This is a genomic window from Tangfeifania sp., assembly GCF_055108615.1.
The window spans coordinates 1-23,935 of sequence record NZ_JBSQIC010000025.1 but is presented as its reverse complement, the minus strand read 5'-3'; the positions used below and the strand labels follow the sequence as shown (position 1 = coordinate 23,935).

Annotated in this window: 20 protein-coding genes and 2 pseudogenes; 18 read left to right on the top strand and 4 right to left on the bottom strand. The window is 43.2% G+C overall.

Going from position 1 to position 23,935, the window contains the following annotated elements:
• Positions 1-14: 14 nt before the first annotated feature.
• The 3 genes from ACTCNA_RS07665 to ACTCNA_RS07655 all read right to left on the bottom strand — a co-directional run bounded on the left by ACTCNA_RS07665 (position 15) and on the right by ACTCNA_RS07655 (position 5,186).
• Positions 15-3,431: a TonB-dependent receptor gene (locus ACTCNA_RS07665; RefSeq protein WP_462947313.1), complete on the bottom strand. Its 3,417-nt coding sequence runs from the start codon at positions 3,429-3,431 to the stop codon at positions 15-17.
• Between the two features lie 117 nt (positions 3,432-3,548).
• Positions 3,549-4,529 carry a FecR family protein gene (locus ACTCNA_RS07660; protein ID WP_462947312.1) on the bottom strand — a complete coding sequence of 327 codons (981 nt, stop codon included), beginning with the start codon at positions 4,527-4,529 and terminating at the stop codon, positions 3,549-3,551.
• 69 nt (positions 4,530-4,598) lie between these two features.
• Positions 4,599-5,186, bottom strand: a complete 588-nt coding sequence (locus tag ACTCNA_RS07655; RefSeq protein WP_462947311.1) for an RNA polymerase sigma factor — start codon at positions 5,184-5,186, stop codon at positions 4,599-4,601.
• A 470-nt stretch (positions 5,187-5,656) separates the two neighbouring features.
• On the opposite strand from ACTCNA_RS07655, the gene ACTCNA_RS07650 reads away from it, so the two are divergent.
• Positions 5,657-7,654 carry a DUF3078 domain-containing protein gene (locus ACTCNA_RS07650; protein WP_462947310.1) on the top strand — a complete coding sequence of 666 codons (1,998 nt, stop codon included), beginning with the start codon at positions 5,657-5,659 and terminating at the stop codon, positions 7,652-7,654.
• Between the two features lie 280 nt (positions 7,655-7,934).
• Positions 7,935-9,104 carry an esterase gene (locus ACTCNA_RS07645; protein WP_462947309.1) on the top strand — a complete coding sequence of 390 codons (1,170 nt, stop codon included), beginning with the start codon at positions 7,935-7,937 and terminating at the stop codon, positions 9,102-9,104.
• A 36-nt stretch (positions 9,105-9,140) separates the two neighbouring features.
• Here the strand turns inward: ACTCNA_RS07645 and ACTCNA_RS07640 are convergent, their stop codons facing one another.
• On the bottom strand, positions 9,141-9,884 hold the full coding sequence (locus ACTCNA_RS07640) for an NUDIX hydrolase (protein ID WP_462947308.1): 744 nt from the start codon (positions 9,882-9,884) through the stop codon (positions 9,141-9,143).
• A 165-nt stretch (positions 9,885-10,049) separates the two neighbouring features.
• Between ACTCNA_RS07640 and ACTCNA_RS07635 the strand changes: the two genes are divergently transcribed.
• From ACTCNA_RS07635 to ACTCNA_RS07560, 16 genes and pseudogenes are all read left to right on the top strand, one after another.
• Positions 10,050-10,766, top strand: coding sequence for a glycoside hydrolase family 3 N-terminal domain-containing protein (locus tag ACTCNA_RS07635; RefSeq protein ID WP_462947307.1), 717 nt, complete (start codon positions 10,050-10,052; stop codon positions 10,764-10,766).
• On the top strand, positions 10,762-12,003 hold the full coding sequence (locus ACTCNA_RS07630) for a glycoside hydrolase family 3 C-terminal domain-containing protein (protein ID WP_462947332.1): 1,242 nt from the start codon (positions 10,762-10,764) through the stop codon (positions 12,001-12,003). Before ACTCNA_RS07635 ends, ACTCNA_RS07630 begins: the two co-directional genes overlap by 5 nt.
• Positions 12,004-12,014: 11 nt before the next feature.
• A pseudogene (locus ACTCNA_RS07625) lies at positions 12,015-12,728 on the top strand (carboxylesterase family protein); the annotation flags it as partial.
• Positions 12,729-12,956 carry a carboxylesterase family protein gene (locus tag ACTCNA_RS07620; protein ID WP_462947331.1) on the top strand — a complete coding sequence of 76 codons (228 nt, stop codon included), beginning with the start codon at positions 12,729-12,731 and terminating at the stop codon, positions 12,954-12,956.
• 33 nt (positions 12,957-12,989) lie between these two features.
• On the top strand, positions 12,990-15,326 hold the full coding sequence (locus ACTCNA_RS07615) for a glycoside hydrolase family 3 protein (RefSeq protein WP_462947306.1): 2,337 nt from the start codon (positions 12,990-12,992) through the stop codon (positions 15,324-15,326).
• 594 nt (positions 15,327-15,920) lie between these two features.
• Positions 15,921-16,187: pseudogene (locus tag ACTCNA_RS07610) on the top strand (glutamate synthase-related protein); the annotation flags it as partial.
• A gap of 290 nt (positions 16,188-16,477) precedes the next feature.
• Positions 16,478-16,684 carry a hypothetical protein gene (locus tag ACTCNA_RS07605; protein WP_462947305.1) on the top strand — a complete coding sequence of 69 codons (207 nt, stop codon included), beginning with the start codon at positions 16,478-16,480 and terminating at the stop codon, positions 16,682-16,684.
• A 3-nt stretch (positions 16,685-16,687) separates the two neighbouring features.
• On the top strand, positions 16,688-16,810 hold the full coding sequence (locus ACTCNA_RS07600; protein WP_462947330.1) for a hypothetical protein: 123 nt from the start codon (positions 16,688-16,690) through the stop codon (positions 16,808-16,810).
• Positions 16,811-16,854: 44 nt separating this feature from the next.
• Positions 16,855-17,901: an anion permease gene (locus ACTCNA_RS07595; protein ID WP_462947304.1), complete on the top strand. Its 1,047-nt coding sequence runs from the start codon at positions 16,855-16,857 to the stop codon at positions 17,899-17,901.
• Between the two features lie 10 nt (positions 17,902-17,911).
• The gene (locus tag ACTCNA_RS07590) at positions 17,912-18,106 is read left to right on the top strand and encodes a GDCCVxC domain-containing (seleno)protein (protein WP_462947303.1); all 195 of its coding nucleotides are present in this window, start codon (positions 17,912-17,914) and stop codon (positions 18,104-18,106) included.
• Between the two features lie 104 nt (positions 18,107-18,210).
• Positions 18,211-19,650, top strand: coding sequence for a hypothetical protein (locus tag ACTCNA_RS07585; protein ID WP_462947302.1), 1,440 nt, complete (start codon positions 18,211-18,213; stop codon positions 19,648-19,650).
• Positions 19,651-19,789: 139 nt separating this feature from the next.
• Entirely contained in the window at positions 19,790-20,035 is a 246-nt protein-coding gene (locus ACTCNA_RS07580) for a hypothetical protein (RefSeq protein WP_462947301.1), read from the top strand.
• Entirely contained in the window at positions 19,975-20,511 is a 537-nt protein-coding gene (locus ACTCNA_RS07575) for a hypothetical protein (RefSeq protein ID WP_462947300.1), read from the top strand. The genes ACTCNA_RS07580 and ACTCNA_RS07575 overlap by 61 nt, the downstream gene beginning before the upstream one ends.
• Before the next feature lie 313 nt (positions 20,512-20,824).
• A complete protein-coding gene (locus ACTCNA_RS07570) occupies positions 20,825-21,622 on the top strand; it encodes a glucose 1-dehydrogenase (RefSeq protein ID WP_462947299.1) in 798 nt (265 codons plus the stop codon).
• A gap of 19 nt (positions 21,623-21,641) precedes the next feature.
• On the top strand, positions 21,642-23,369 hold the full coding sequence (locus ACTCNA_RS07565; RefSeq protein ID WP_462947298.1) for a glycoside hydrolase family 15 protein: 1,728 nt from the start codon (positions 21,642-21,644) through the stop codon (positions 23,367-23,369).
• Positions 23,370-23,376: 7 nt separating this feature from the next.
• Positions 23,377-23,935, top strand: a 559-nt coding sequence (locus tag ACTCNA_RS07560) for an FAD-dependent oxidoreductase (RefSeq protein ID WP_462947297.1), incomplete at its 3' end; no start/stop codon positions are given.

Sequence of the window (23,935 nt, the reverse complement as noted above, 5' to 3'; positions counted from 1 at the left end):
ATTACTTAAATGTTTTAAAACGTTACCCTTGCTCCAATTGCTAAAGTCCTGATAGCCGGATAGGTCATCGGTGCTCCGATTTCCGGGTCAAAGTTCTTTTGTGCAGCATAAATCAGGAACAGGTTGTTTCCTGAAAAGTAAACACTTGCCCTTGAAATTCCTGAAGTACCAAACACACTTTGCGGAATGTGGTAAGTAAGTACCGCATTTTTCAAACGGCAATAAGCCATGTTGTCGTAGTGGTAGGTACTGTTGTTCACGTCAAATGCCCAGTACGCATCGTCGCGGTTATAAGCCCTGGCCACATCGGTATTTCTGTTTTCAGGTGTCCAGCGGTTGTCGAAACTCCACTGGAAGTAGTTTCCGGCTTCCCCGCGTCGTCCGTCCTGGATATTCATCCGGTAATAAGTTCCCTGGCCTTGTGCCAGTACCGAGAGCGTCCAGTTTTTATAAGTTGCATCAAGTGAGATACCGTAGAAAATTTCCGGTGCATCGGTTTTATCCAACAGAATACGGTCGTCGGCAGTAATTTCACCGTCACCACTCACGTCTTCAAAAATCACGTCACCCGGTCCGGCATCGGTCCAGCTTGGTAAGGCATCCACTTCGGCCTGATCGGCAAAAATACCGATGGCATTGTAGAGCAATGTTGCACCGTAGGGATGACCTGTACGCTGTTGCCACGGAACTGCCCTTTCGGGTTCGTCCATAAATACCACTTCGTTGTGGTTGTAGGCAATGTTACCGGATAAATCTAAACGGAAATCGTTGTTGATTTCCTTGTGGTATCCGGCAATGATTTCAAACCCGCGATTATCCACCTCGGCGATGTTTTCATCAGGCAGTGCCAAGCCGGTAAATCCGGGAACTGAGGCATCTCTTGAGGCAAGAATATCTGATCGTTTGCTGTAGAAAAAGTCAGCATCTAACGAGAACATGTTGTCGAGCAACTGGGATTCGAATCCTAAGTTATAGGTGGTTTGTTTTTCCCAGGTGATGTTTGGGTTGGCCACACCTTCCTGCTGAACCACTGTTTCAACCACTTTGCCTGAGCCCATAGTCAAACCGCTTCCCAAAATGTATTTATTCATGTACTGGAACGGATCGCCCGGATCCATACCAATTCTACCGTAAGTGGCTTTCAGTTTAAAGTAATTGATGAAATTGAGATTTTCCTGCCAGAAACTTTCTTCTGAAGCTCTCCATCCTAACAGTAATCCGGGGAAGTTACCCCAGCGGCTGTCGGGTGGAAATTTCAGTGAACCGTCGCGGCGGAAGATGGCTTCCATTAAGTATTTACCCTGGAAACTGTAATTGAGACGACCGATCCACGATTTACGGGCGTAAATATACATGCTTCCCCAGTTGTCTTTATCAGCATCGGCACCTGCATCCAGTGTTTGTACCACATCCGAAATGTAATATCTGCGGAATGCACCGAAATAGTTAGATTTTTGATCAAGTTGTTCAAAAGCCCCGAATAAATTTACAGAGTGATCTCCAAATTCGCGTTCGTAATTAAAGCTGAAATTGGTCAGCTTTCTGATGTTTCTGTCGTAATCTTCAACAAGTTCCGGAGCAGAATAACCACGTGGGGTGGGTGTGAGTTCCATTTCGGTAATAAACCCTTCCGAGTCACGTACAGCAGTATCCCATTTCGGGAAATAGAGAATCCACGGTTTACGAAATCTTTTGCGGTACCAATTTGTAATATCATAAGTAAACTGACCACTCAAGGTTAATCCCTCAATCATTGGCGGCGTAATTGTACCGCCAAAAGTCAGTTGATTAATATATGATTTCTGGTCGTCGTAACCACCTTCCAGTGTTGAAGTTACCACAGGGTTATCACCGTATTCGATATCGGGTCCCGGTTCTCCTGTTGGCCAGAATGACCACTGGGTGGGAACCAATCGTGTAGATTGTCCGTAAATGTCACCTGCACTTTTCGTTGGGTACAGTTTGTTATTTAGGTACCCGGCATAATCTATTGATGTTTTTAACCAGTCAGTGATAGGAACATCCAGATTTGCCCTTAGGTTATACTGTTTGTAGTTGGTTGATTCCTGTTTATAAATGGCTTCTTCGTTTTTATACCCGAAAGAAACATAGTAACTCATCCCGTTGGCAGTTCCACCATTGAGGCTCACGTTGTGTTTTGTGGTGGTGGTCCAGTTGGCAATCAAGTCACCCACCCAGTCACTGTTGGGATGTTCCCACGGGTCGCGGCCACTGTAAAAGAGGTCGATATCCTCATCGGAAAAAGTCCTGGGCTTGTTTTCATAATCCTGGAATTCGCTGAGCATGGTGGCATAGTCACCGGCATTGGTAACTTCAGGAAGTACGGTTGGCTGCATGAATCCCTGGTAGAACTGATAGCTCAACTGCGGTTTCCCGGTTTGTCCCTGTTTGGTGGTTACAAGGATTACACCGTTTGCAGCAGTAGCGCCGTAAATAGCAGCCGAGGCATCTTTCAATACCGAAATACTTTCAATATCAACCGGGTCGATATCACCAAGCGAACGCCCGGGAATACCATCCACAACTACCAGTGGTCCGGTATTATCACCTAAGGTAGTACGACCACGAACAAGAATTCTTGCCGAAGTTTGTCCGGGTTCACCACTTCCCTGTATTACAACCGACCCGGGCATACGGCCCGATAGGGCGTTTGTAACGTCAGATGAGGGGATGGACTCAATTTTTTCGCCACTAATTGAGGTTACTGATCCTACAATGTTGGCTTTTTTCTGCGAAGCATACCCTACGGCAATAACTTCCTCCAGCCCAATGGTTTCGGCTTGCATCACCACATCGATGTTGGTGCGATTACCAATAGCTACTTCCTGTGTCCGCATACCTACAAACGAGAAAACAAGTGTTCTTGCATCGTCTGGTATTTCCAGCGAGTAATTACCATCAGCATTAGTAACAATCCCGGTAGTTGTTCCTTTTACTACAACAGAAACACCGGGCAGCGGCGCACCATCTTCATCGGTAACAGTTCCGGAGATTGTCCGTTCCTGCTGGCCAACTGATGATGATGTGGCCGGACTTGCTGATTTTTCCTCTTCGGGAAATACAATCACCTGACGATCGATAACTTTGTAAGCCAATTTATGCTGGGGGAGGATTTCATCGAGGATTTCCTCGACCCTGGCATCGGTTGTGCTCAAAGTCACCTTTTGGTTGTCGTTTACAACGTCATTGTTGTAAATGAACTTGAACTCACTCTGTTCGGTGATTGTTTTGAATACTTCTTTCAGGCTGGCTTGTTTCACCTTCAGGTCGAATTTAACCGACTCGGAATAGGTGCTGGCCTGAACATTTACCACCAGCGCCATCAATAACATCAGCGCTATTGAAACCCGGTGGATTTTTTTTAGCTGTCGCAAACAAAGGGACAGCAAACCTTTCGTGTTTTGTTCCATACAAAAATGGTTTAGATCATTAAACAATAATAAATTAAAAACTCACAATTATCTTTCTCAAAGGCAGGAGGTGTTTAGCCTTCTGCCTTGTCGATTCTAATTGATTTAGGTATTTTTTTATTTCACAGAACGGATAAATATACCGTCGTCAGTAATTTCGTAATTAAATGCTTTTGCCTCTTTTAAGAGGTGTAAAATTTTTTCCAGTGGCTCTTCCTCAAATTCAGCCGTGAACCTTAACTTTCCGGTTTGCTGATCGCCAATATAAACAGGTGTTTCAAATTTTCTTTCCAGCGTGTTGGCAATGCTGTAAAGCTCTTCGTTGGAAAAACTCATCAGGCCGTTTCGCCATGCTGCAGGTTTGGTGGCTTCAATGGCTGAAACATTTATTTCGTTTTGGTTTTCAGAAAACCGGGCTTTTTCCCCGGGATTAAGATTTAATTCTTTTTCAGTACTTTCTTTGGGGGCTAATTTTACTTTTCCGTGGTAGAGCTCAATCTCCTGGTCTTCCGTATCAGGATAGGCAATAATGTTGAATTTTGTCCCCAGTACAGTGGTTTTCAAATTGCGGGTCTCCACAATAAATGGTTTTTCGGCATCGGGTTCCACTTCAAAGTAGGCTTCGCCCATGAGCTTCACCCATCGCTCTTCGCCCCGGAAAGGTTCAATTGCCAGTAAAAATGATTTGTTGTTTAACCAGACTTTGGTGCCGTCCGATAAAACAACCTCCTTCACTTCACCCGGCCCACAGTAATATTCGTTTACGCTATAACTTTGTTCGGCCCGTGTTAAAAGATAAGCTGAAAAACCGAGTGAAAAAATCAACAAGATAGTTGCGGAAATTTTATAAATCAATCCAGCATTAAAGCGGGAGTTAGTCTCGTATGTGAAACCCAGCTTTTTTTCGGATTTTTCAATGATGTGGTGTGGTTTGCTGGCCGGAAAATAGAAATTCCAAAAATTTTGCAGAAGCTGAAATTGTTTTTTCAACGAATGGTTTGCCGAAAATTCATTATGGAGCATGGTCTTTTCCTGCTCCGAAATTCCGGATGTTAATTCTTTGGAAATGAGTTCGTATATTTTATCTTCACTTGCCATGTAATCGTTTCTTGTAATACGACGTAGAACTCCGGAATTTTACCTAAACAGAATTGGCATTTTTGAAGGTTAAAATAAGCTGGCTTGTTTTAAAGGTTGGGGTTTGTTTTTTTTCCTGTTTTTGATGCCAAGTATGGCGGTTAGTTTTTTTATGGCATAAACCAGGTGGTTGTTTACTGTTTTTTCTGATACTTCCATCACTTCAGCAATTTCTTTATATTTCATCCCGTTTATTTTGGCCAGGGTGAAAGCCATTTTACATTTGGGCGGAAGTTGGTCGATGGCTTTATGGATTTGAGAAAGTGTCTCTTTGTCGATATATTCAGTTTCAGGGTCCTCAACAGGTATAAAACAGAAATTCTCCATCCCGTCGATGGAAATTACTTTGTCATTTTTTTCTTTTCGTATGTGTGAGATGCAGGCATTTTTTACGCTTACAAAGAGGTAAGCCCTGAGGTTACTGATTTTCCATAATTCGGTACGGTTTTCCCAGGTTTTTACAAAAACATCGCTGACAATTTCTTCTGCAATTTCTTTTCTTCGAAGAATACTGGTAGCAAAAAGGAAGAGTTCATCGGAGGTGCATTCCATAAGTTGCCTGAATTTTTTTTGATCTCCCCTGGCAATGAGGTTGATGCTATTTCTGTCAAAAGGCATATTTTTAAAGTTAGGTTGTCCGTTCACTTAAATAGTTGTTCAAAAATACTCAATGCGTTCCAAATAAAAAAGTATTATTCAAATTTATTGAGCAGGTTTTATTTGAACCAATTAAAAGTGAAACAGTTAAAGCCCCAGTTTATCATCGATTTGCTTCATGGCATCGAGCGAAAGCGCGGCAAATTCAGGCAGTGGGATTCCTATTTTCTCACATTCCAGTATGTTTTCGCGTTTTACTTTCCATCTTCTTCTCTTGAAATCATGTTACTTTTGTTTTTCCTGGTTTTATTTTTGTGGTGCGGTATCTCATCTTGTCGTTATTCATTTTGTTGTTTTAATTTTAACAATTAGCCGGTTGTGCCGCTAAAATAACTATTATACTCGGAGAATGGACGAAAAACCGTGTACTAAACAACATAAATACTATTTTTGCGTTTTGAACTCAGAAAAGCTGTAAAAACTTTTAAACTATGATTTCAGGAATAAGTAAAAATTTTGCTTTACTGCTATTGTCTTTCATTTTTGTAAATACTGGCTTCTCCCAAAATAATGTTATAGATGATGAAGAAAAACAAACCCTTGAATTTGGAATTGATTTATTGAAAAGGTATTTCGGTGAAGAAAAGTATTGGCATGTAACTCAAAGTGAGACGGGGGAATCAGTTCGCGGGTTGGTTAATTTTATTGAAAAAGAACCCATTGATACAATCCTGTTTAGTCTGGAAGACGCATTGAATGATTCTGCCAAATATTTCGTTTACCGGCTGCCCGAACATGTGCCCGATAGCTTGAGTCTTCCGGGGTATTACCCGGCTGCCGACCTCCAAAATGACATTGACAGTTTATGGGAAAAACTGAGGCAAAAATATATTGAACAGGAAATAACCGTGCCCCTGCAACTGGTTACAGATATTGAGGAAAAGGCAGGAACAATACCTGTAGGAGAAAGCGAGAAACTTTTCAGGGAAGGAATTTATACTTTTCCTGACAGCCTTCAGATTCCGGATGTAATTCCGGATTCACTGATGCAATCGCCCGATGATTTTGCCCGGATTTTGCGCCTCGACAGCATGCGTAACCGTTACATGGAACAAATAAGAAAAGAATATAACGACTCAGTAATTTGGGCTTACCGCGATTCAGTTGTTGAGAATTACCGGAAACAGCGGTTGCAGGAAGAGTTTAACACCCGGAAAAACCGATTAACCGATTCGGTGAAAGCAAATAATTTTGAAGTGCTGAAAAATTACAACGATGCTGTTGTAAGGGCGGTAAACGATTCAATCTCTTTGATACTGGATGAATTTATCGAATATGCCGATTTTATTGATACCACACGACTGCGGATGACCAACCTGGTGGGTGATGAAGCATCTGTTTTGTTGCAAAATAACAACCAGTATTTTTCGCGTGTGTGGCTGAAAAATGAGCAGAATGATTCACTCCGGTTACTGGTGAAAAACCTCGACAAACGAACCATTCAGCTGCTTATTGATGATGGTGTTACATTTAGCCGTTTCACCCCAAAAGAAACCAAGGAGTTCGATTTTAAAAGCCTGAACAGGGATATTACCGGATTTTCGGGTGTGGGCCAAAAATACCAGGTACTTACTCCGTGGCGCATTGGAGGTGACGGTTCGGTGGGCTTTACCCAAACCTATATTGAAAACTGGAAAAAAGGGGGGCAAAGTGCCCTCTCGCTTTTAATGGTTTTAAAAGGGTTTGCCAATTATTCAAACAGCGACGGAAAGGTGAAGTGGGAAAATTCTGTCGAATTCAGGAACGGTTATATCCGGACGGGGGGTGCTGAATCGCAGCTGCGAAAAAATGACGATAAGTTTGAAATTACTTCACGCCTTGGTTTAAGTGCGTTTAAAAAGTGGTACTACAGTTCAGAATTTAACTTCGAAACACAAATATTCAACGGGTATAATTATCCGAAAACTGATGAATCGAAGCCAATATCCGCTTTTTTTGCACCGGCCCGTACCTATTTTAAAATCGGTCTCGACTATAAACCGAATAATAATTTCTCACTTTTTCTTGCCCCGCTTACTTTAAAGAATGTTTATGTGAGGGATACCCTTAAAATTGATCAGACAAAGTTTGGTATCGGCAGGGGTGAAAAGGGTTTCTGGCTCCCGGGTTTGAATGCCGACCTCACCTTCAGAAAAGACTTTACCCCCGAAATTTCTTATGAAACGAAATACAAAATGTTTGTGAATTTCAAAGCCCCTTTCACGAAATTCGATATTAACTGGGAAAACCAGGTGGTTATGCAATTAACCGATCACATAAACATGAGGTTGTTCGTGCACATGATTTACGACGATGATGTGAAGTTCCCGATTGAAAATGACCAGGGCGAAGTAATTGGCGAAAAGGCCAAAGTTCAGCTGAAAGAGTTTTTCACCGTTGGTTTTTCCTATAAGATTAACCGTCAGGTTACCCGCACACGCCGAAATTGATTCTCAGGTTGAAATGAACGAACGTCAGCTTTTTGTCATTTTAACTCTGTGGAGTTAATTTAATCTCTTTCGGTTAAAATAAACAGTATTTACCTGGTAAATTACGCAATAATTTTTGCGATTGTGTGGCATGCAAACCCTACTGTCCCGGAACGATTACTTTTGCGGCCTTTTTGATTTGTTTTTTTGTTAATGTGTCATTTTTACACAAAAGTATTATATTTACCCAAACAATTCAATTCAAAAATATTTTAAACGAAATCTGATAAAAGTAATCCAAATGAAGAACCATCTGATTTTAACACTTATGATTGCTGTTTTTTTATCTGCTTCCACCTACGCGCAGCAATCGCTGTTTGGTGGCGAAGAAATTGTTTCACCTGAAATTCATGACGATAATTCGGTTACTTTCCGGGCGAATGCACCTAATGCCGAAGAAGTGAAGCTGGCAGGAGAATGGATGCCTGCCGAAGGCTGGACATCCGGTTCGGCTGCTATGGAAAAGGGCGAAAACGGAATCTGGAGTTTTACCACCGAACCGCTGGAGCCTGAGTTGTACAGCTATTCATTTATTATTGATGGCTTTAAAACAACCGACCCGAACAATCCGTTTATCGTACGCGATGTGGCCTCGGTAATGAACATTTTCATCATTGGCGGCAAACAGGCCGATCTGTACAAAGTGAATAACGTGCCGCACGGAACCGTTGCACGCCGCTGGTACGATTCGCCGTCGCTTGACAAGACACGCCGTCTGACCATTTTCACCCCGCCGGGTTACGAAAACAGTTCCGAAAAATATCCGGTATTGTATCTGCTGCATGGTGCCGGCGGCGACGAAGAAGCCTGGATTACACTTGGCCGGACCGCTCAGATTATGGACAACCTGATTGCGCAGGGAAAAGCCAAACCCATGATTGTGGTAATGCCCAACGGAAACGTGATTCAGGATGCTGCGCCCGGCGAAGGAACCGATGGTTTTTACAAACCACAGTTTATGGTGCCCAAAACCATGGACGGCACCTACGAAGCTTCATTTCCTGACATCATGAAATTCGTGGAAAGCAACTACCGTGTGAAAGCCGAAAAAGCCAGCCGCGCCATTGCTGGCCTTTCCATGGGAGGATTTCATTCGCTGCACATTTCGCGCTACTATCCCAATACATTCGATTATGTGGGACTTTTTTCGGCTGCTATTTTGCCCAACCAGGATGTTTCGCATGAAGTGTATCAAAACATCGATGAAACACTGAAACGGCAAATGGAGAATGGCTATGAACTCTATTGGATTGGGATAGGAAAAGCCGATTTTCTGTACGATGCCGTGAAACAGTACCGCGAAAAACTCGACAGCATGGGCATGGAATACATCTACCGCGAAAGCGAAGGCGGCCACATCTGGCGTAACTGGCGGGTGTACCTCTCTGAATTTGTACCGTTGTTATTTTAACCCGGCACTTTCTGTTTATGTAAAGTCAGCTGCGGATTACCAGTTCCCGTTAAAACCCTCCTTTAGCGCTTTATTGTAATTTTCCAGGTTGAACTCATACAGAAATGGTGCCTTGTATGCACCGCCTGTTTTGCGTTCATCCAGTTTGTTCAGAATTTTATATGAAAGGATTTTTCGCTGAAAATTGCGGCGGTCGAGGCTTTTGCCCAGAATGGTTTCATACAACTTTTGCAGCTCGGGCATGGTAAATTTTTTGGGCAGAAGATTGTAGCCAACCGGCTGATAACTGAGGTGCAACCGCAGTGTTTCCAGCGCTTTCCCCAGAATTTGCCGGTGGTCCATCATCAGACGATCAATTTCATCCAGGGCTTTCCATTCGCATTTGTTAGAAAAAAAATCGGGCTGGGGATGTACTTTTTCGAAATCGACCAGTGCATAAAACCCAGCCGAGATGAAACGCTGTGAAAACCATTCAGGGTTGGGATCGGAACCCGACTCCTGCAAATCTTTTATTGCAGGATTGGATTTTGAACGATGTGGATCGCTAAATACATGAAATTGCTGCAAAAAAATGTTGTCCAACCCGGTGCGTTCTTTCAGCACGCGTTCTGCCGCTTCTTCAAACGACTCCTCTTTTTTAACAAAACCACCCGGCAGCGCCCGTTTTTTCGTGTATTTCATCTGAAGCAGTAAAACTTTCAGCTGGTTTTCATGAAATCCGAAAATGACGCAATCGAGCGAAATATGATTGAGATATTCTTTAAAATCGAACTGATGCATCTGCTATTTGATCTGTTGAATATAATTTGATTACAAAGAAAATAAAAATCTGTATTTTTTTGCTTAATATAATTTAAAAAACTATCATTGTGTCTCTTTTACACAATAGATTTAACTTTGAAATGAATTATTGTTATTCCATAAAACTTTTTAAATAGGAAAAAAATGAAGATTAAGTTTTTCTCACTCTCAACTTCTTTTGTTTTAATTACGGTTTTTGCGTTTCTTACAACTGAATTGTTTGCGGTTAAGACGGTAAAATCCAGTAAAAAAACAGTGGAAGAGATCATTGCTTCTATGACGCTGGAACAAAAAGCACAGCTTGTAATTGGCACGGGCATGTACTTTGAGATGCCGGACTCTGTTCGCGAACAAATGCCATCCGTGTTTGGTGGGGGCAATCGTGAAGATACACCATACAATCGGATGGTAGATAAAATTCGCAAGTTCGTCCCGGGTGCAGCGGGAACTACTGCCCAATTTCCGAAGATTGGCATTACCAGCCAGGTACTGGCCGACGGGCCTGCCGGCTTGCGCATTTCACCTACCCGTAAAAATATAGATAGGACTTTTTACTGCACTGCTTTCCCGATTGCCACTGTTCTCGCCTCTTCGTGGGACACGGATTTGGTGCAGAAAGTTGGGAAAGCAATGGGAAACGAGGTAAAAGAATATGGCGTGGATGTTATTCTTGGTCCGGGAATGAATTTACAACGCGATCCGCTTTGCGGCCGAAACTTTGAATATTTTTCGGAAGATCCGCTGGTAACAGGAAAAATGGCAGCCGCCATGGTGAAAGGTATCCAGTCGAACGGCGTGGGAACTTCAGTCAAACATTTTGTGATGAACAACCAGGAAACCACCATTAAATTCTTCAATTAAAAAGGTCGCCACTTTTGGAGCTACCTCGCTTGAAATTATTTCAGGAGGAACCGGTAGCGGCGATGTAAATGAGGCTTACACGGTTTCATTGTTCGATGGGTTAAACAACAACGGATTAATCCCTGATAGTGAATTATCGGAAATTTATACCGAACATATCAAAGCTGAAAGGGCGAAAAATAAAAGGCCAAGCAATCCTATTGCCGCATTAATGGGAGCAATAGAACCCGTTGATGAAATGGAAGTTTCGAAAGAACTGGCTGCAAAAATGGCTGCAAAAAATGATGTGGTGCTGATTACCATTGGCCGAAATGCCGGCGAAGGTGGCGACCGTAAAGCCGAGTCTGGCGATTTTTATCTTACTGAAACTGAAAAGGAAATGATTCAAACTGTTTCTGAAGCATTTCACCAAAAAGGGAAAAAGGCTGTTGTGATCCTGAACATTGCCGGTGTTGTTGAAACAGCCAGCTGGCGCGATATTCCCGATGCAATTCTTTGTGCATGGCAACCGGGGCAGGAAGCCGGGAATTCGATTGTAGATATTATTTCGGGCTCTGTCAATCCTTCAGGGAAACTGGCCATTTCATTTCCGATAAAATACGAGGATTCACCAACTTCTGAATATTTTCCGGGATATGCCATTGAACAGGAAGGCGAAGCAGACGATACACCCGACCAGTCAGGATTTTCTTTCATGCGTCGCGTTCCCTGGGAAGTCGTTTATGGCGAAGATATTTATGTGGGATATCGCTACTACAATACATTTAAAAAACCTGTGGCGTATGAATTTGGTTACGGTTTGTCGTACACCAATTTTGAATACAGCAACTTAAAACTGAATTCCAAAACCTTTGACGGTGAAGTAACAGTTTCGGTCAAAGTGAAAAATACGGGAGATGTTGCCGGTCGCGAAGTGGTTCAGATTTATGCAGGTGCCCCATCGGGTAAGCTTGAAAAACCGGCAGAAGAACTGGTTGCGTTTGGAAAAACCAAATTGCTAAAACCCGGACAGAGCGAAACGTTGAAATTTAAAGTTGACACAAAAGACCTGGCCTCGTTCGATGAATCTACATCATCATGGCTGGCCGAAGCAGGAGACTACATAATCAAAGCAGGAGCTTCCTCTCGCGATATCCGTGAAAAAGCAACGCTGACGCTTAAGGATGATTTCAAGGCAGGAACAGTTTCAGATGCATTGGTGCCAACACGTGAATTTGATAAATTGAATCAACGTTAATTTTTGCACCTATGAAAAGACACTATCAGCTGATTTGCATAATAATTATTTCATTTTTAGTCTTTTTTTATGGTTGCGAAAGTCAGCAGGAAATCCCGGTTTTTGAAAAAGTAAAAACTAAAAATGGTTACGTAAGCGGCGAATACCTCAGCAATGAAGCGATCACTGTTTTTCGTGGGGTGCCTTTTGCTGCACCTCCGGTGGGTGAACTGCGTTGGAAAGCTCCCCAGCCTGTTGCATCGTGGGACGGAGTGAAAGAGTGTATCACATTTTCAGCCAGCACGGTGCAGCGGACACCCGCTCCGTTTTCTATGTGGACACAGGAATTTATTGCGCCACAAGGACCCATCAGCGAAGATTGTCTCTATTTGAACATTTGGACAGGTGCCGAAAAACCTGGTGAAAACCGGCCGGTTTTTGTGTACATCTATGGCGGCGGTTTCTCGAGCGGTTCAGGAGCTGTTCCCATTTACGACGGAACGGAAATGGCTAAAAAAGGAGTTGTTTTTGTCACCATCAACTACCGGGTGGGAATGCCCGGTTTTTTAGCACATCCTGAACTAACAGAGGAAGCTCCGTACAATGCCTCCGGAAATTATGGTCTGCTTGATCAGATTGCTGCGTTGGAGTGAGTTCAGAAAAATATTGAAGCATTCGGTGGCGATCCGAACAATGTAACCATCGGCGGACAGTCTGCTGGTGCCTTTAGCGTGAATAACCTGAATATGAGTCCCCGTCCCTGGGAAGAGGTGGATTATAAACTGGCAGATAACATGTCATCATACTGGGTGAATTTTGCAAAAAACGGCGACCCAAACGGAGACGACCCGACTTTGTGGGAAGCATGTACTCCTACCAATAAAAAAGCTATTATCTTTGATGAGGAAATTGTTTGTACTGAAATCCCCAACCTTGAGCTACTGGTGTTTCTCGAGAACTTTTACAGTGCATAATTGGCTGAAAATTAAACTAAAAAACTTGTGAGAATGAATAATTTAATTCAACAATTCACATTCAGAAATATTTTTTTGCATACTGCAGTGCTGCTTTTTATAGCAGGATGCGGCCCCAAGTGGCAAGAAGTTTCAAAAGAGGGTTATAATCTGGTGAAAAATGAAGGAGGCCAAACATTGGGTTACTCGCCGGAATCGGGCGTAAAAATCATCACCGATAAAGGTTTTGCTTTCAAAGATTTAAACCGAAACGACGAATTGGATTCCTATGAAGACTGGCGGCTGGATGTGGATTCCCGTGCAGAAGATTTGGCCGCGCAAATGAGTGTGGAACAGATTGCCGGGCTGATGCTTTACAGTGGTCACCAGTCGATACCTGCCGGCACCCGGAGAGGTTTTGGCGGCGGTACTTACAACGGAAAACCGCTTGGTGAAAGTGATGCTAAGCCAAGTGATTTAACCGACCAGCAAATTCAGTTTTTAACCGAAGACAACCTGCGGCATGTGTTGATAACTTCGGTACAGTCGCCCGGAATTGCAGCGCAGTGGAACAACAACATGCAGGCGCTGGTGGAAGGACTTGAATTGGGAATTCCCGGTAATACCAGTTCCGACCCACGCCACGGCAGCGATTCGTATGCCGAATACAATGCCGGAGCAGGAGGCGATATTTCCCGCTGGCCCGGCACACTTGGCCTGGCAGCTTCTTTCGATCCGGAGTTAATGCAGCAGTTTGGCGACATTGCCTCCCGGGAATACCGCGCGCTGGGGATTGCCACGGCACTTTCGCCGCAAATCGATTTGGCCACCGAGCCCCGCTGGAGCCGTTTTGACGGAACGATGGGCGAAGACCCTGATTTGGCGGCCGACATGGCACGTGCCTACGTAGATGGATTTCAAACTTCAACAGGTGATGCTCATATTTCCGGCGGCTGGGGTTTCAACAGTGTAAATGCAATGGTAAAACACTGGCCGGGCGGTGGTCCTGAGGAAGGCGGACGCGACGGGCATTTTGGCTACGGCGCTTATGCCGTTTATCCGGGAGATAATTTTGAAGATCATCTGAAACCTTTTACCGAAGGCGCATTCGATTTGAATGGTCCCACTCAAAAAGCTTCTGCAGTTATGCCGTATTACACCATTTCGTGGAACATCGATACGGTTTATGGCGAAAATGTGGGGAACGCCTTCAGCAAATTTATTATTGAAGATTTGCTGCGCGGCACTTACGGTTATGATGGTGTGTTGTGCACCGATTGGGGAATTACAGGGGATGTTTCCAATGTGTACGAGTTTCGCGGGAAATGCTGGGGAGTGGAAGAACTGACGGTGGCCGGGCGGCATTACAAAGCACTGATGGCCGGAATGGACCAGTTTGGCGGAAACAACGAAATGGGACCGGTGCTGGAAGCTTACAAAATGGGGGTTGAAGAACACGGCGAAGATTTTATGCGCCAACGGTTTGAAAAATCGGCTGTGCGGTTGCTGCGGAATATTTTCCATGTCGGATTGTTTGAAAATCCGTACCTCGATGTGGCCGAAACGGAAGAAATTGTTGGTAACCCGGAATTCATGAAAGCCGGATACGAAGCCCAGTTGAGGTCTGTGGTGATGCTGAAAAATCACGATGATGCCCTTCCGCTTGAAAAACAGATAGAAGTGTTTGTTCCTCAGAAATTTATTCCTGCTTCCACCAACTGGTTTGGAGTGGAAACCCCCGAAAGATGGGAGGATGGAGCCAGTCCTGAAATCGTGAATAAATATTTTGAGTGGGTTGATTCACCCGAAGAGGCCGATGCAGCGCTGGTATTCATCGATAGTCCGCAGGGCGGCACCGGATATTCGTTGGAAGATTTGGAAAAAGGTGGCAACGGTTATGTTCCCATCAATTTGCAATATGAACCCTATGTTGCCACGCACGCCCGCGAAGTGAGCCTTGCCGGCGGGAGTCCGTTCGAGGATTTCACCAACCGTTCGTACAAAGGGAAAACGGGCACTTCGGCCAACAGCTACGACCAGAAAATGGTAAATGACACCAAAGCTAAAATGGGTGCAAAACCGGTGATAACTGTTATCGATGTGTCAAATCCGGCGGTGATGGCGGAATTGGAAAAAAACACCGATGCCATTCTGGTGCATTTTGGGGTGAGTGACCAGGCCGTTTTAGATATTATTTCGGGAGCTTTTGAGCCTTCCGGACTGCTGCCGTTCCAGATGCCGGCCTGCATGCGTACCGTGGATGAACAGTTTGAGGACACACCCCGCGACATGGAACCCTACACCGACTCCGAAGAAAATACCTGGGATTTTGCCTTCGGCCTGAACTGGCAGGGCGTGATAAATGATAAAAGGGTGGAGAAGTACCGATAAAAAATGTGAAATGAGAAATTAGTTGCTGTGTACTTAAGATGCTGGTTTTGAGTAAATCACGATTCTTTTTTCTTTTTCCGGATTTTGATTAATACCATAGGGATGGCAGAAACGGCAAAGCCAATTATTACAAAGCTGATAAACAGGTAGTTTACATTGAATTTAAAGTTATTGCACGCGAAAGCTGCAATAATTAAGATGACATTGGTAAATACAATAATCAGTGTTACTTTAAAGTGATGCGGTACCAGTGAAAGCAGTCTGTGATGAATGTGATTATTGTCGGGTGAAAATGGTGATTTTTTTTATGCAGGGGGGCGTTCTGTGAAAGATTTCAATATGCTGCCAGAATGTTTTTCCAACTCACTTTTATTTGTGCCGTAATTATACTGGCAAAGTGATTCAAAACCGCCACTTTGGTAAGCCCGGATCCAATGATTTACCGAATGATGGTGAAGTCCACTTAGAAATCCAGTAACTTCTGATAAAAGTAAATAACATACTATTGTGAATAAACCAAAGTGTGTACCTTCAAACTTCATTAATTGTATAAACTTATCCCGTTTTTAGTATAGCTGGGACAAAGTCAAAAAAGCACAGGCCTTTCATTTTAAGGGCGGGCAAGGCGCAAAAACCGGTACAGGCGGACATCTTCCGGGAAATAAAGTAACTGGTGAAATCGCTGAAGTCAGAGGGTTGAAAGAAGGCGAACCGGCCATCAGTCCTGCCGCTTTTCCCGATTTGTTTACTGCCAAAGATTTTGCTGATTTTGCCGATGAGGTAAGAAAACAAACCGGAGGAATTCCGGTAGGTTTTAAAATAGCAGCCAGCCATACTTTAACCGTGACATGTATTATTTAACCGGAATTGAATACGGAGGGATTTCAGAATAGAAAAGAAGTTTCCCGCACCTGCCAGACGCAGGCTGGGATGGCGCGGATGAACGCAGAAATGAATAAAGGTTTCAAAAGAAAAATCAGCGAAAATTAGCGAAATCAGCGGGAAAAAATAATATACTTTGCGACTTAGCGGCTTTGCGAGAGAAAAAAATACTCACGCCAGGGCGCTTAAACACTAATGAAAAATTCAAAACTACAACAATGACAATGAAATCATTCACTTGTATCCTTCTCCTATTAACACCGTTTTTTATGAATGCCCGGAACAATCCGCGAAATGTTGAGCTCAACTGGAAAACCGACACAACAAAACATGCTGTGCCGCTGAATGAAAACAACATTTCCAAATCGAAACAAATCGGTTCGGTTACTGTTTTCGACCCGCGCATCGAGGAGAAGCTGCTCACCTTCAAAAAAACAAAAAAAGGGTTTGCTGACGACGAAACCGGCTCGGTATGAAGCATTACCGGAAAATGTATTTCAGGGAAATTAAAGGGAAAGGAAATTCGTCCGGTGTCGCACGGTAACCACTTTGCCTTTGCATGGTTTGCTTTTCACCCGGAAAGTGAAATTTATGACCAATAATTTTTACATTTGAGCTGAAAAATCGTGAAACAAAACAAAGTATTATGGTTTCGCCACTGTTGAATCATTTGCTAATTCCATTCATCATTGCGATGCTTCTTGCCATAACTATGGGAGGAAGCGGAACAGCCCCCTCATTTTCGGCAGCTTACGGCGCAAATGTTATTCGTAAAAGTTTGATCCCTGGTTTATTTGGAATTATGGTCTTTGTGGGGGCGATTGTTGCCGGCAAAGGAACAGCCACAACGGTAGGAAAAGACTTGCTGGCCCCGGAACTAATGACTTTTTCAGTGGTTTCTGTTGTTTTATTTGCTGTTGCTGTTTCATTGCTGATAGCCAACCTGGCAGGCATCCCCCAGTCAACAAGCCAGGCAACTGTGCTTTCGGTAACTGCTGCTGCACTTTATTTCAACGAGCTAAACACTTCAAAGTTATTTACTGAGATTATTCCCACCTGGTTTATTTTACCCGTAGTTTCATATTTTATCAGTTTTTTCATCGGAAAATACATTTACCGGCCCATGCGAAGAAGGGGATATACGCTTCCCAGGGCCCAGAATGAAAATCTGAAACCTGTTTATAACGCAATTTTGGTAATTGTTTCGCTTTATGTTGCTTTTTCAATTGGTTCAAACAATGTGGCCAATGCGGCTGGCCCTATTGCATCGATGACGATTAACGAGTTAAACCTGAATACCGATTCTAATTTTGTTCTGATAATGATTTTAACTACGCTAATAGTTGCCCCTAGTTTTGGAATAGGCAGCTCAATTTTTGGTCATAAAATCCTTCAAAACACCGGAAAAGAAATTGTCCTTTTCGGGAAATTCGAAGCTGTAATCATTGCAGTTGTATCGGCAAGTCTTTTATTGTTTGCTTCGGTAGTAAAAGGAATACCTACTTCGCTGGTGCAGTTAAATGTGGCTTCTATCCTGGGAATTGGTGTGGCAAAACTGGGGGCAAAAAATATCTTCAGGAAAACCCAGGTGAAACAATTTTTTGTAATGTGGCTCATTGCACCAATCATTGCCTTTTCACTTTGTTTGCTCTTATTATATGTAGTTGATTTAACCGGATATTTAACTTTTTAAGATTTTTTGCGTGTCAATAAAATACTTTTCTACCCTGACCTGCCCCAATTGCGGCCACCAAAAAACCGAAGAAATGCCCACTGATGGCTGTCAGTTTTTTTATGAATGCGAAAACAGCAAAACCGTATTGCGTCCAAAACCAGGCGATTGCTGCGTGTATTGTTCATACGGAACGGTGAAATGCCCTTCGAAACAGGGAGCATGAAAATTCATTAAAAAAAATCAGATTTTTTTGTCTTTTTTTGTCAGGAACGTGTAAGTCCTGCGACTATTAAAACGTATTTACTAAATTTTAAAGATTATTTCGTTATGAGAAAATTGAAAGTATTACGTTTTGCAGTATTAATTGGCGTTGTGGCTTTTATCAGCGCCTGTCAGGAATCGTTAATCCCCAATGAACAGGAAGTTGCGCTAAAAAAAGCATCACGCACTTTTCCTGAAAATTACTCTTCAGCAAATTACCCTGAAGTGGTAGAGTTTACTAAAAGTGAAAGTTCAGAAACAGGGCTCGTGTATGAAGTCCTTCCTGGGCCAGCAGCTATAAATCCCAACATGTCCCCGACACCGTTTTCGAACAACACCCAAACAACAAATGGATCCTATCAGTTTGAAGTCGCTGACTTAACTCCTGAAGATTCACAAGATTCAAAAGACGCAGTAAAATCTGTCAATATAAAGTTTACCGGAAGCGATGGAACTACTTATTTGATAGATGAAATAAGGGTAATCCACAAACCTTTGGGAGCTGGCGATCACACCTTTTTTGGAGGAGTTGGCCTGAACAAAGTGATGCACGGAAATACCGGAATTGGAAACCCGTTAATGCCAAAATTGCTTTCATACATTACGCTGTGGGGAAAAACCGACTTGAAAAATGCGACAACAGGAGAAGTTATTGCCTCCAACAGAATTATACATATCATGACCTCCACCGACGTACGTGATGAAAATCTTGATTTGATTACCAGTGTTGAAGATGACGCTTCGGATTATAATATCAAAAATGCCCAGACACATATTATACTTCCGCCGCAGGATATGCAAGGCAACATGAATCCTGTTCCGGGTACAGCCCATGGATTTCTACACATGATGTTTGAAAATGTTAAGCTCGGTGGAGGCGAAAGAGATTGGAAATTAGCTTATGAAGTGCTTCCAGGTCCTGCCGCCATTAATTCCGAAATGTCACCTACCCCATTCTCCAATAGAATTGGAATAGGTGCAGGTTCTTATAAGCTCCATGTAAGAGACCTGACAGAAGATGATTCTGAGAATTCGAAAGATGCCGTATTGCAATTTCACCTCACATACAAAAGGCAAAACGGCGAAACATTTACGATTGAAAACATAAATGTTATACATAAAGAGGAAGGTAGCGGCGACCATACTTTCTTCGGAGGAGTTGGACAAAATAAGGTCATGCATGGAAATACCGGGATTGGTAATGGCCTGATGCCTAAACTGACTTCATACATTACCCTTTGGGGAACGGCTGATTTAAAAGATGGGAATGATAATATAATAGCCAAGAACCGATTGATCCATATTATGGTTACTGGTAAAGTAAGAGATGAAAATTTGAATTTAATTACAAATGTGAATGAAGATATGTCTGATTTGAGCCCGGACAAAGTAGAAACACATGTTATTCTGCCACCCCAGGATTTGGAGGGGGATATGAGTCCTGTTCCCGGTACAGGCCATGGATTTTTGCATCTTATGTTTGAGAGTGTAGATTTGAAAAGGTAAATACACACTTAGCTTTAACATAGAGCCTTTTCTAAAAGATTTACATTTGAGATAAATCAGGAAAAATTTTGAGAAATTTATTTCAGCTTCTGCAAGATAATACTTTGTATTTTGCAGGAGTTGAAATAATTTTTTTGTAATGAACCAAAACCAACTAAAAACCACTGCTGAAAAAGCTGCCGCACGCACCGAAGCCTGGATGCTGCGCTACATTGCTGAAGAAAACCTGTATAATCGTGAAATTACCAACCCGTTAAAAAACTATAAATGGCCGCTGGCACTAATTGCCCGTGGCAAAAAGCAAGAAGCCCTTCAATTAATGGATTGGATAAAAAGGAACTGGCCGATTCTATCGATTCTATTCTTCCCTTTTTTGAAAAACTAACTAACCAAAAAATTGAAAACAACAAATTCTGGCTGCGGATGGCTCACGACGGCTTGCTGATAAAAACAATTCCCGAAAATGCCGAACCGAAAGAATACGTCATTTATATTGGAAACGAGGAAGAGTGTTACTACTTTTTGGGAGCAGCCTGCTATTTTCTGGCCCGGTACATGGAAACGTTTGACAACAAAATTTTACCATTGGCTGAAAAATATGCTGATCTCCTTGAGATGGCCGGTGAAAAAGCGCTATCCACTATCTGGGCCGCTAAAGTGGCGCCGGGATGCACGGCTTTGTATTCAGTTACCGGAGACCAACGGTTTCTGAACCTGGCACAACCGGTAATTAAAGCTGTATTAAACGGACAGCATCCTGATGGCTACTGGGTGAAAAGCGGAAAGCCCTGGGTAACCGTTTCGGCAGAACAATGTTTTTGGCTGACGGATATATCGGCACGTATACAGATTACAGTATAACCAGAATCGGTATTGTAAAAACCCCAAAAACTTTATTCCCAAAATGATTGAATCTTTGAACTGAATAATACTGTCGTATTAACACTATTGGCAGATTTTTCGATTAAACTTCAAAACAAATTCTATCGGAAAACTTCTGTTGATCGCATTGCCCAAATGTGGAAATTCTTCTCACTCTCAAAAAAATACTCATTCTAATATCCGGGAACTATCATTCTCCAACCACGCGGCATCGCTGAAATGCAGACTTGTTCTAAGATATTGATTACAGTTGTGGTACAATGTTCGATTCTTCTAAACAAAAAAATTAATCATGAATAGTTTCAACAAAAAACGACTACAAAATCAAACTGCAATTGTTACCGGTGCCGAATCGGGCATCGGGAAAGCAATTGCCATAGAACTGGCCCGAGAAGGAGCAAATGTGGTTGTCAATTACATAGCAGATGCGGATGAAGCACAAAAGGTGGCGGATGCCGCAAAAAAGGCGGGCGGCAAAGCCATGAAATTCAAAGCAGATGTAAGCAAGGAAGGCCAGGTGAAAGAGATGTTCAGCAAAACCATTGAAACCTTTGGCCGGCTGGATATTCTGGTAAATAACGCTGGCATACAAAAGGATGCCGCCATCGACGAAATGACACTCGATGAATGGCAAAATGTAATTGATGTAAACCTCACAGGATATTTTTTATGCTCCCGCGAGGCCATAAGGGAATTTAAAAAACAGGAAATTGATGAAAACATCTCGGTGGCAGCCGGCAAAATTATTTGCATCAGCTCGGTGCACGAACGCATTCCCTGGAAGGGCCGCGCCAACTACGCGGCATCGAAAGGCGGAATTATGCTGCTGATGAAGTCGATGGCTGTGGAAGTGGCTGCCCATAAAATCCGTGTCAACAGCATTGGACCGGGAGCCATTAAAACGCCTATCAACAAAGAATCGTGGGATGAACTGGAGCAGTCGATTCCCTACGGACGGGTTGGCGATCCGGAAGATATTGCCGGTGCCGCCGTGTGGCTCGCTTCCGATGAGTCGGATTATGTAACCGGCACTACCTTGTTTGTCGACGGCGGAATGACGTTATATCCTTACCTCGCAGCGGGAAATTAATAACTTATAACAGATTTACATGACCTACAAAATAAGAGATCTTGGAGTAATAAGTGACAGACGCAGTGGCGCAATAGTAGCTAAAAACGGCGATATTTGCTGGTATTGCCCCGGGCAATTCGACAGTCCTTCGCTTTTTGCTTCTTTGTTAGATAGCGAAAAAGGAGGAGTCTGGTCGGTCAACCTGCCCAAAAACTATGAAGCAGAAAGACAATACATTGAAAACAGCAGTATTCTGGAAACACGTTTTACTGCAGAAAACGATGCTTTCACATTAACCGACTGGATGCCGTTAGATGATGACTTTTCAGGAATCTGCAGGATGTTTTCGGCTTCATCAAAACCGATAGAAAACAGTTTAATCCCGGTGCCCGGTTATGGTCAGGAAGAAATAAAAATCTGCAGGATAAACGATACCACTGTCAGTATTAACGATACCTTTTTCCTGATGATTTCTCATCCGGTAAAAGTGGAAGAAGAAAAAATAACATTCGAAATTCCTGCAAATGAAAAGGGTTGGGCTGTTCTGACCGATAAACAAATGAAATTTGAAGACGACCGGCAATTAAAAGGTTCGCTGCAAAAAACGCAAAAATCCTGGGAGAAATTGAATTCCGATTTTAGTTATGAAGGCCCTTACAAAAAAGAGATGCTGGATTCACTGAGAACCATCAGACAGGTAACCCACGAGGAATCCGGGGGAATTATTGCCGCTCTCACCACCTCGCTGCCCGAGGTTCCCGGAGGCGAACGGAATTACGATTACCGGTACGTATGGCTACGCGATGCGTCTATGATTGTCAGTGCGCTTACACGGGCCAAAATCAACAGCGAAGATGAAAAACGTTTTCTCGATTTTATCTGTTCTGCGAGGGGAAATTTGAAAGATTACTCCACCACACCTTTTGTTACCGTAACCAAAAAAGCAGCTCCTGCCGAAAGTTATCTTGATTTTTCGGGGTACCTGGACAGCCGGCCTGTTCGCGTTGGCAATAATGCAAATGAGCAGTTGCAGCTCGATGCAGGAAGCAATATTCTGCTGGCGGCCAAGCTGATATACGGTAATACAAATACGCGCGACCACTGGAAAGTAGTTGAAGAAATTGCGGATTTCCTGGCAGCAAACTGGCAGCAGGACGATTACGGCATCTGGGAAGAGGACATTGCCCGGCAGTTTACCTCGAGCAAAGTGATTATGGCGGTGGCGCTGGAATTTATTTCGGAATATTCCGACGATGAATCCCAAAAGAAACGCTGGCTGGAAGCTGCAAAAGCCATTAGGCATTTTGTAAAAAATGAATGCATCACCAACTCAGGGAGTTATGCCGTGTTTGCCGGAAGTGAGGAAGTGGATATCACCGCAACGCTTTTCCCCGAATGGGATTACTGCCCGGCCGACACCCCCGAAATGGTGCAGACCGTAAAAGAACTGGAAAAGGATTTCAGCAAAAACGATTTGGTTTACCGGAACCTGCTGCTGTTCGACGAGAAAAAAGAAGGCGCTTTTCTCGCTGCCAATTTCTGGATGGCCCAGTACTGGATCATGCGGAAAAATAGGGAGAAAAGTAAAAGGTACATCGATGCTGCATTAAAATACCAAAATGACCTGGGGCTGTTTGCCGAGGAAGCCGACCCGGATTCAGATACCATGCTCGGAAATATTCCCCAGAGTTTTGTGCATGCTTCGTGCATTGGGGCAATTATCGATTTTAACAATACTTTTGGAAATAATTCAAAAACGAAATAAAACAGAAATGAAAAAATTTGATGCAATTATTATCGGTTCAGGTCAGGCCGGCACACCACTGGCATTTAAACTGGCCGCCGAAGGAAATAAAGTAGCTTTTATTGAAAAAGACAAATTTGGCGGAACGTGTGTCAACGACGGATGCACCCCCACGAAAGCTTATGTGGCCAGCGCCCGCCGTATTTGGGATGCTAAAAACGGTGCGGCACTGGGAATAAATATCCCCGATGGAGCATCTGCCGACTTAAAGAAAATAAAAAGCCGCAAGGATGAAATCGTGCAGGAATCGGTTGACGGGATAAGTTCCGGTGTGGAGAAGGAAGATAACATCATTTTTTTTAAAGGTGAAGCACAGTTTACGGGAGAAAAAACAGTTTCGGTGAACCGGGAAGAACTTACGGCATCTGAAATTTATATCAACACCGGGGCCAGACCAGTTATTCCCGAACCATTTGAGAAGTTGGACTACCTTACCAACGAGACCATACTTCAGCTTGAAGAATTGCCGGAACACCTGGTAATTGTCGGAGGAAGTTACATCGGGCTGGAATTTGGACAAATGTTCC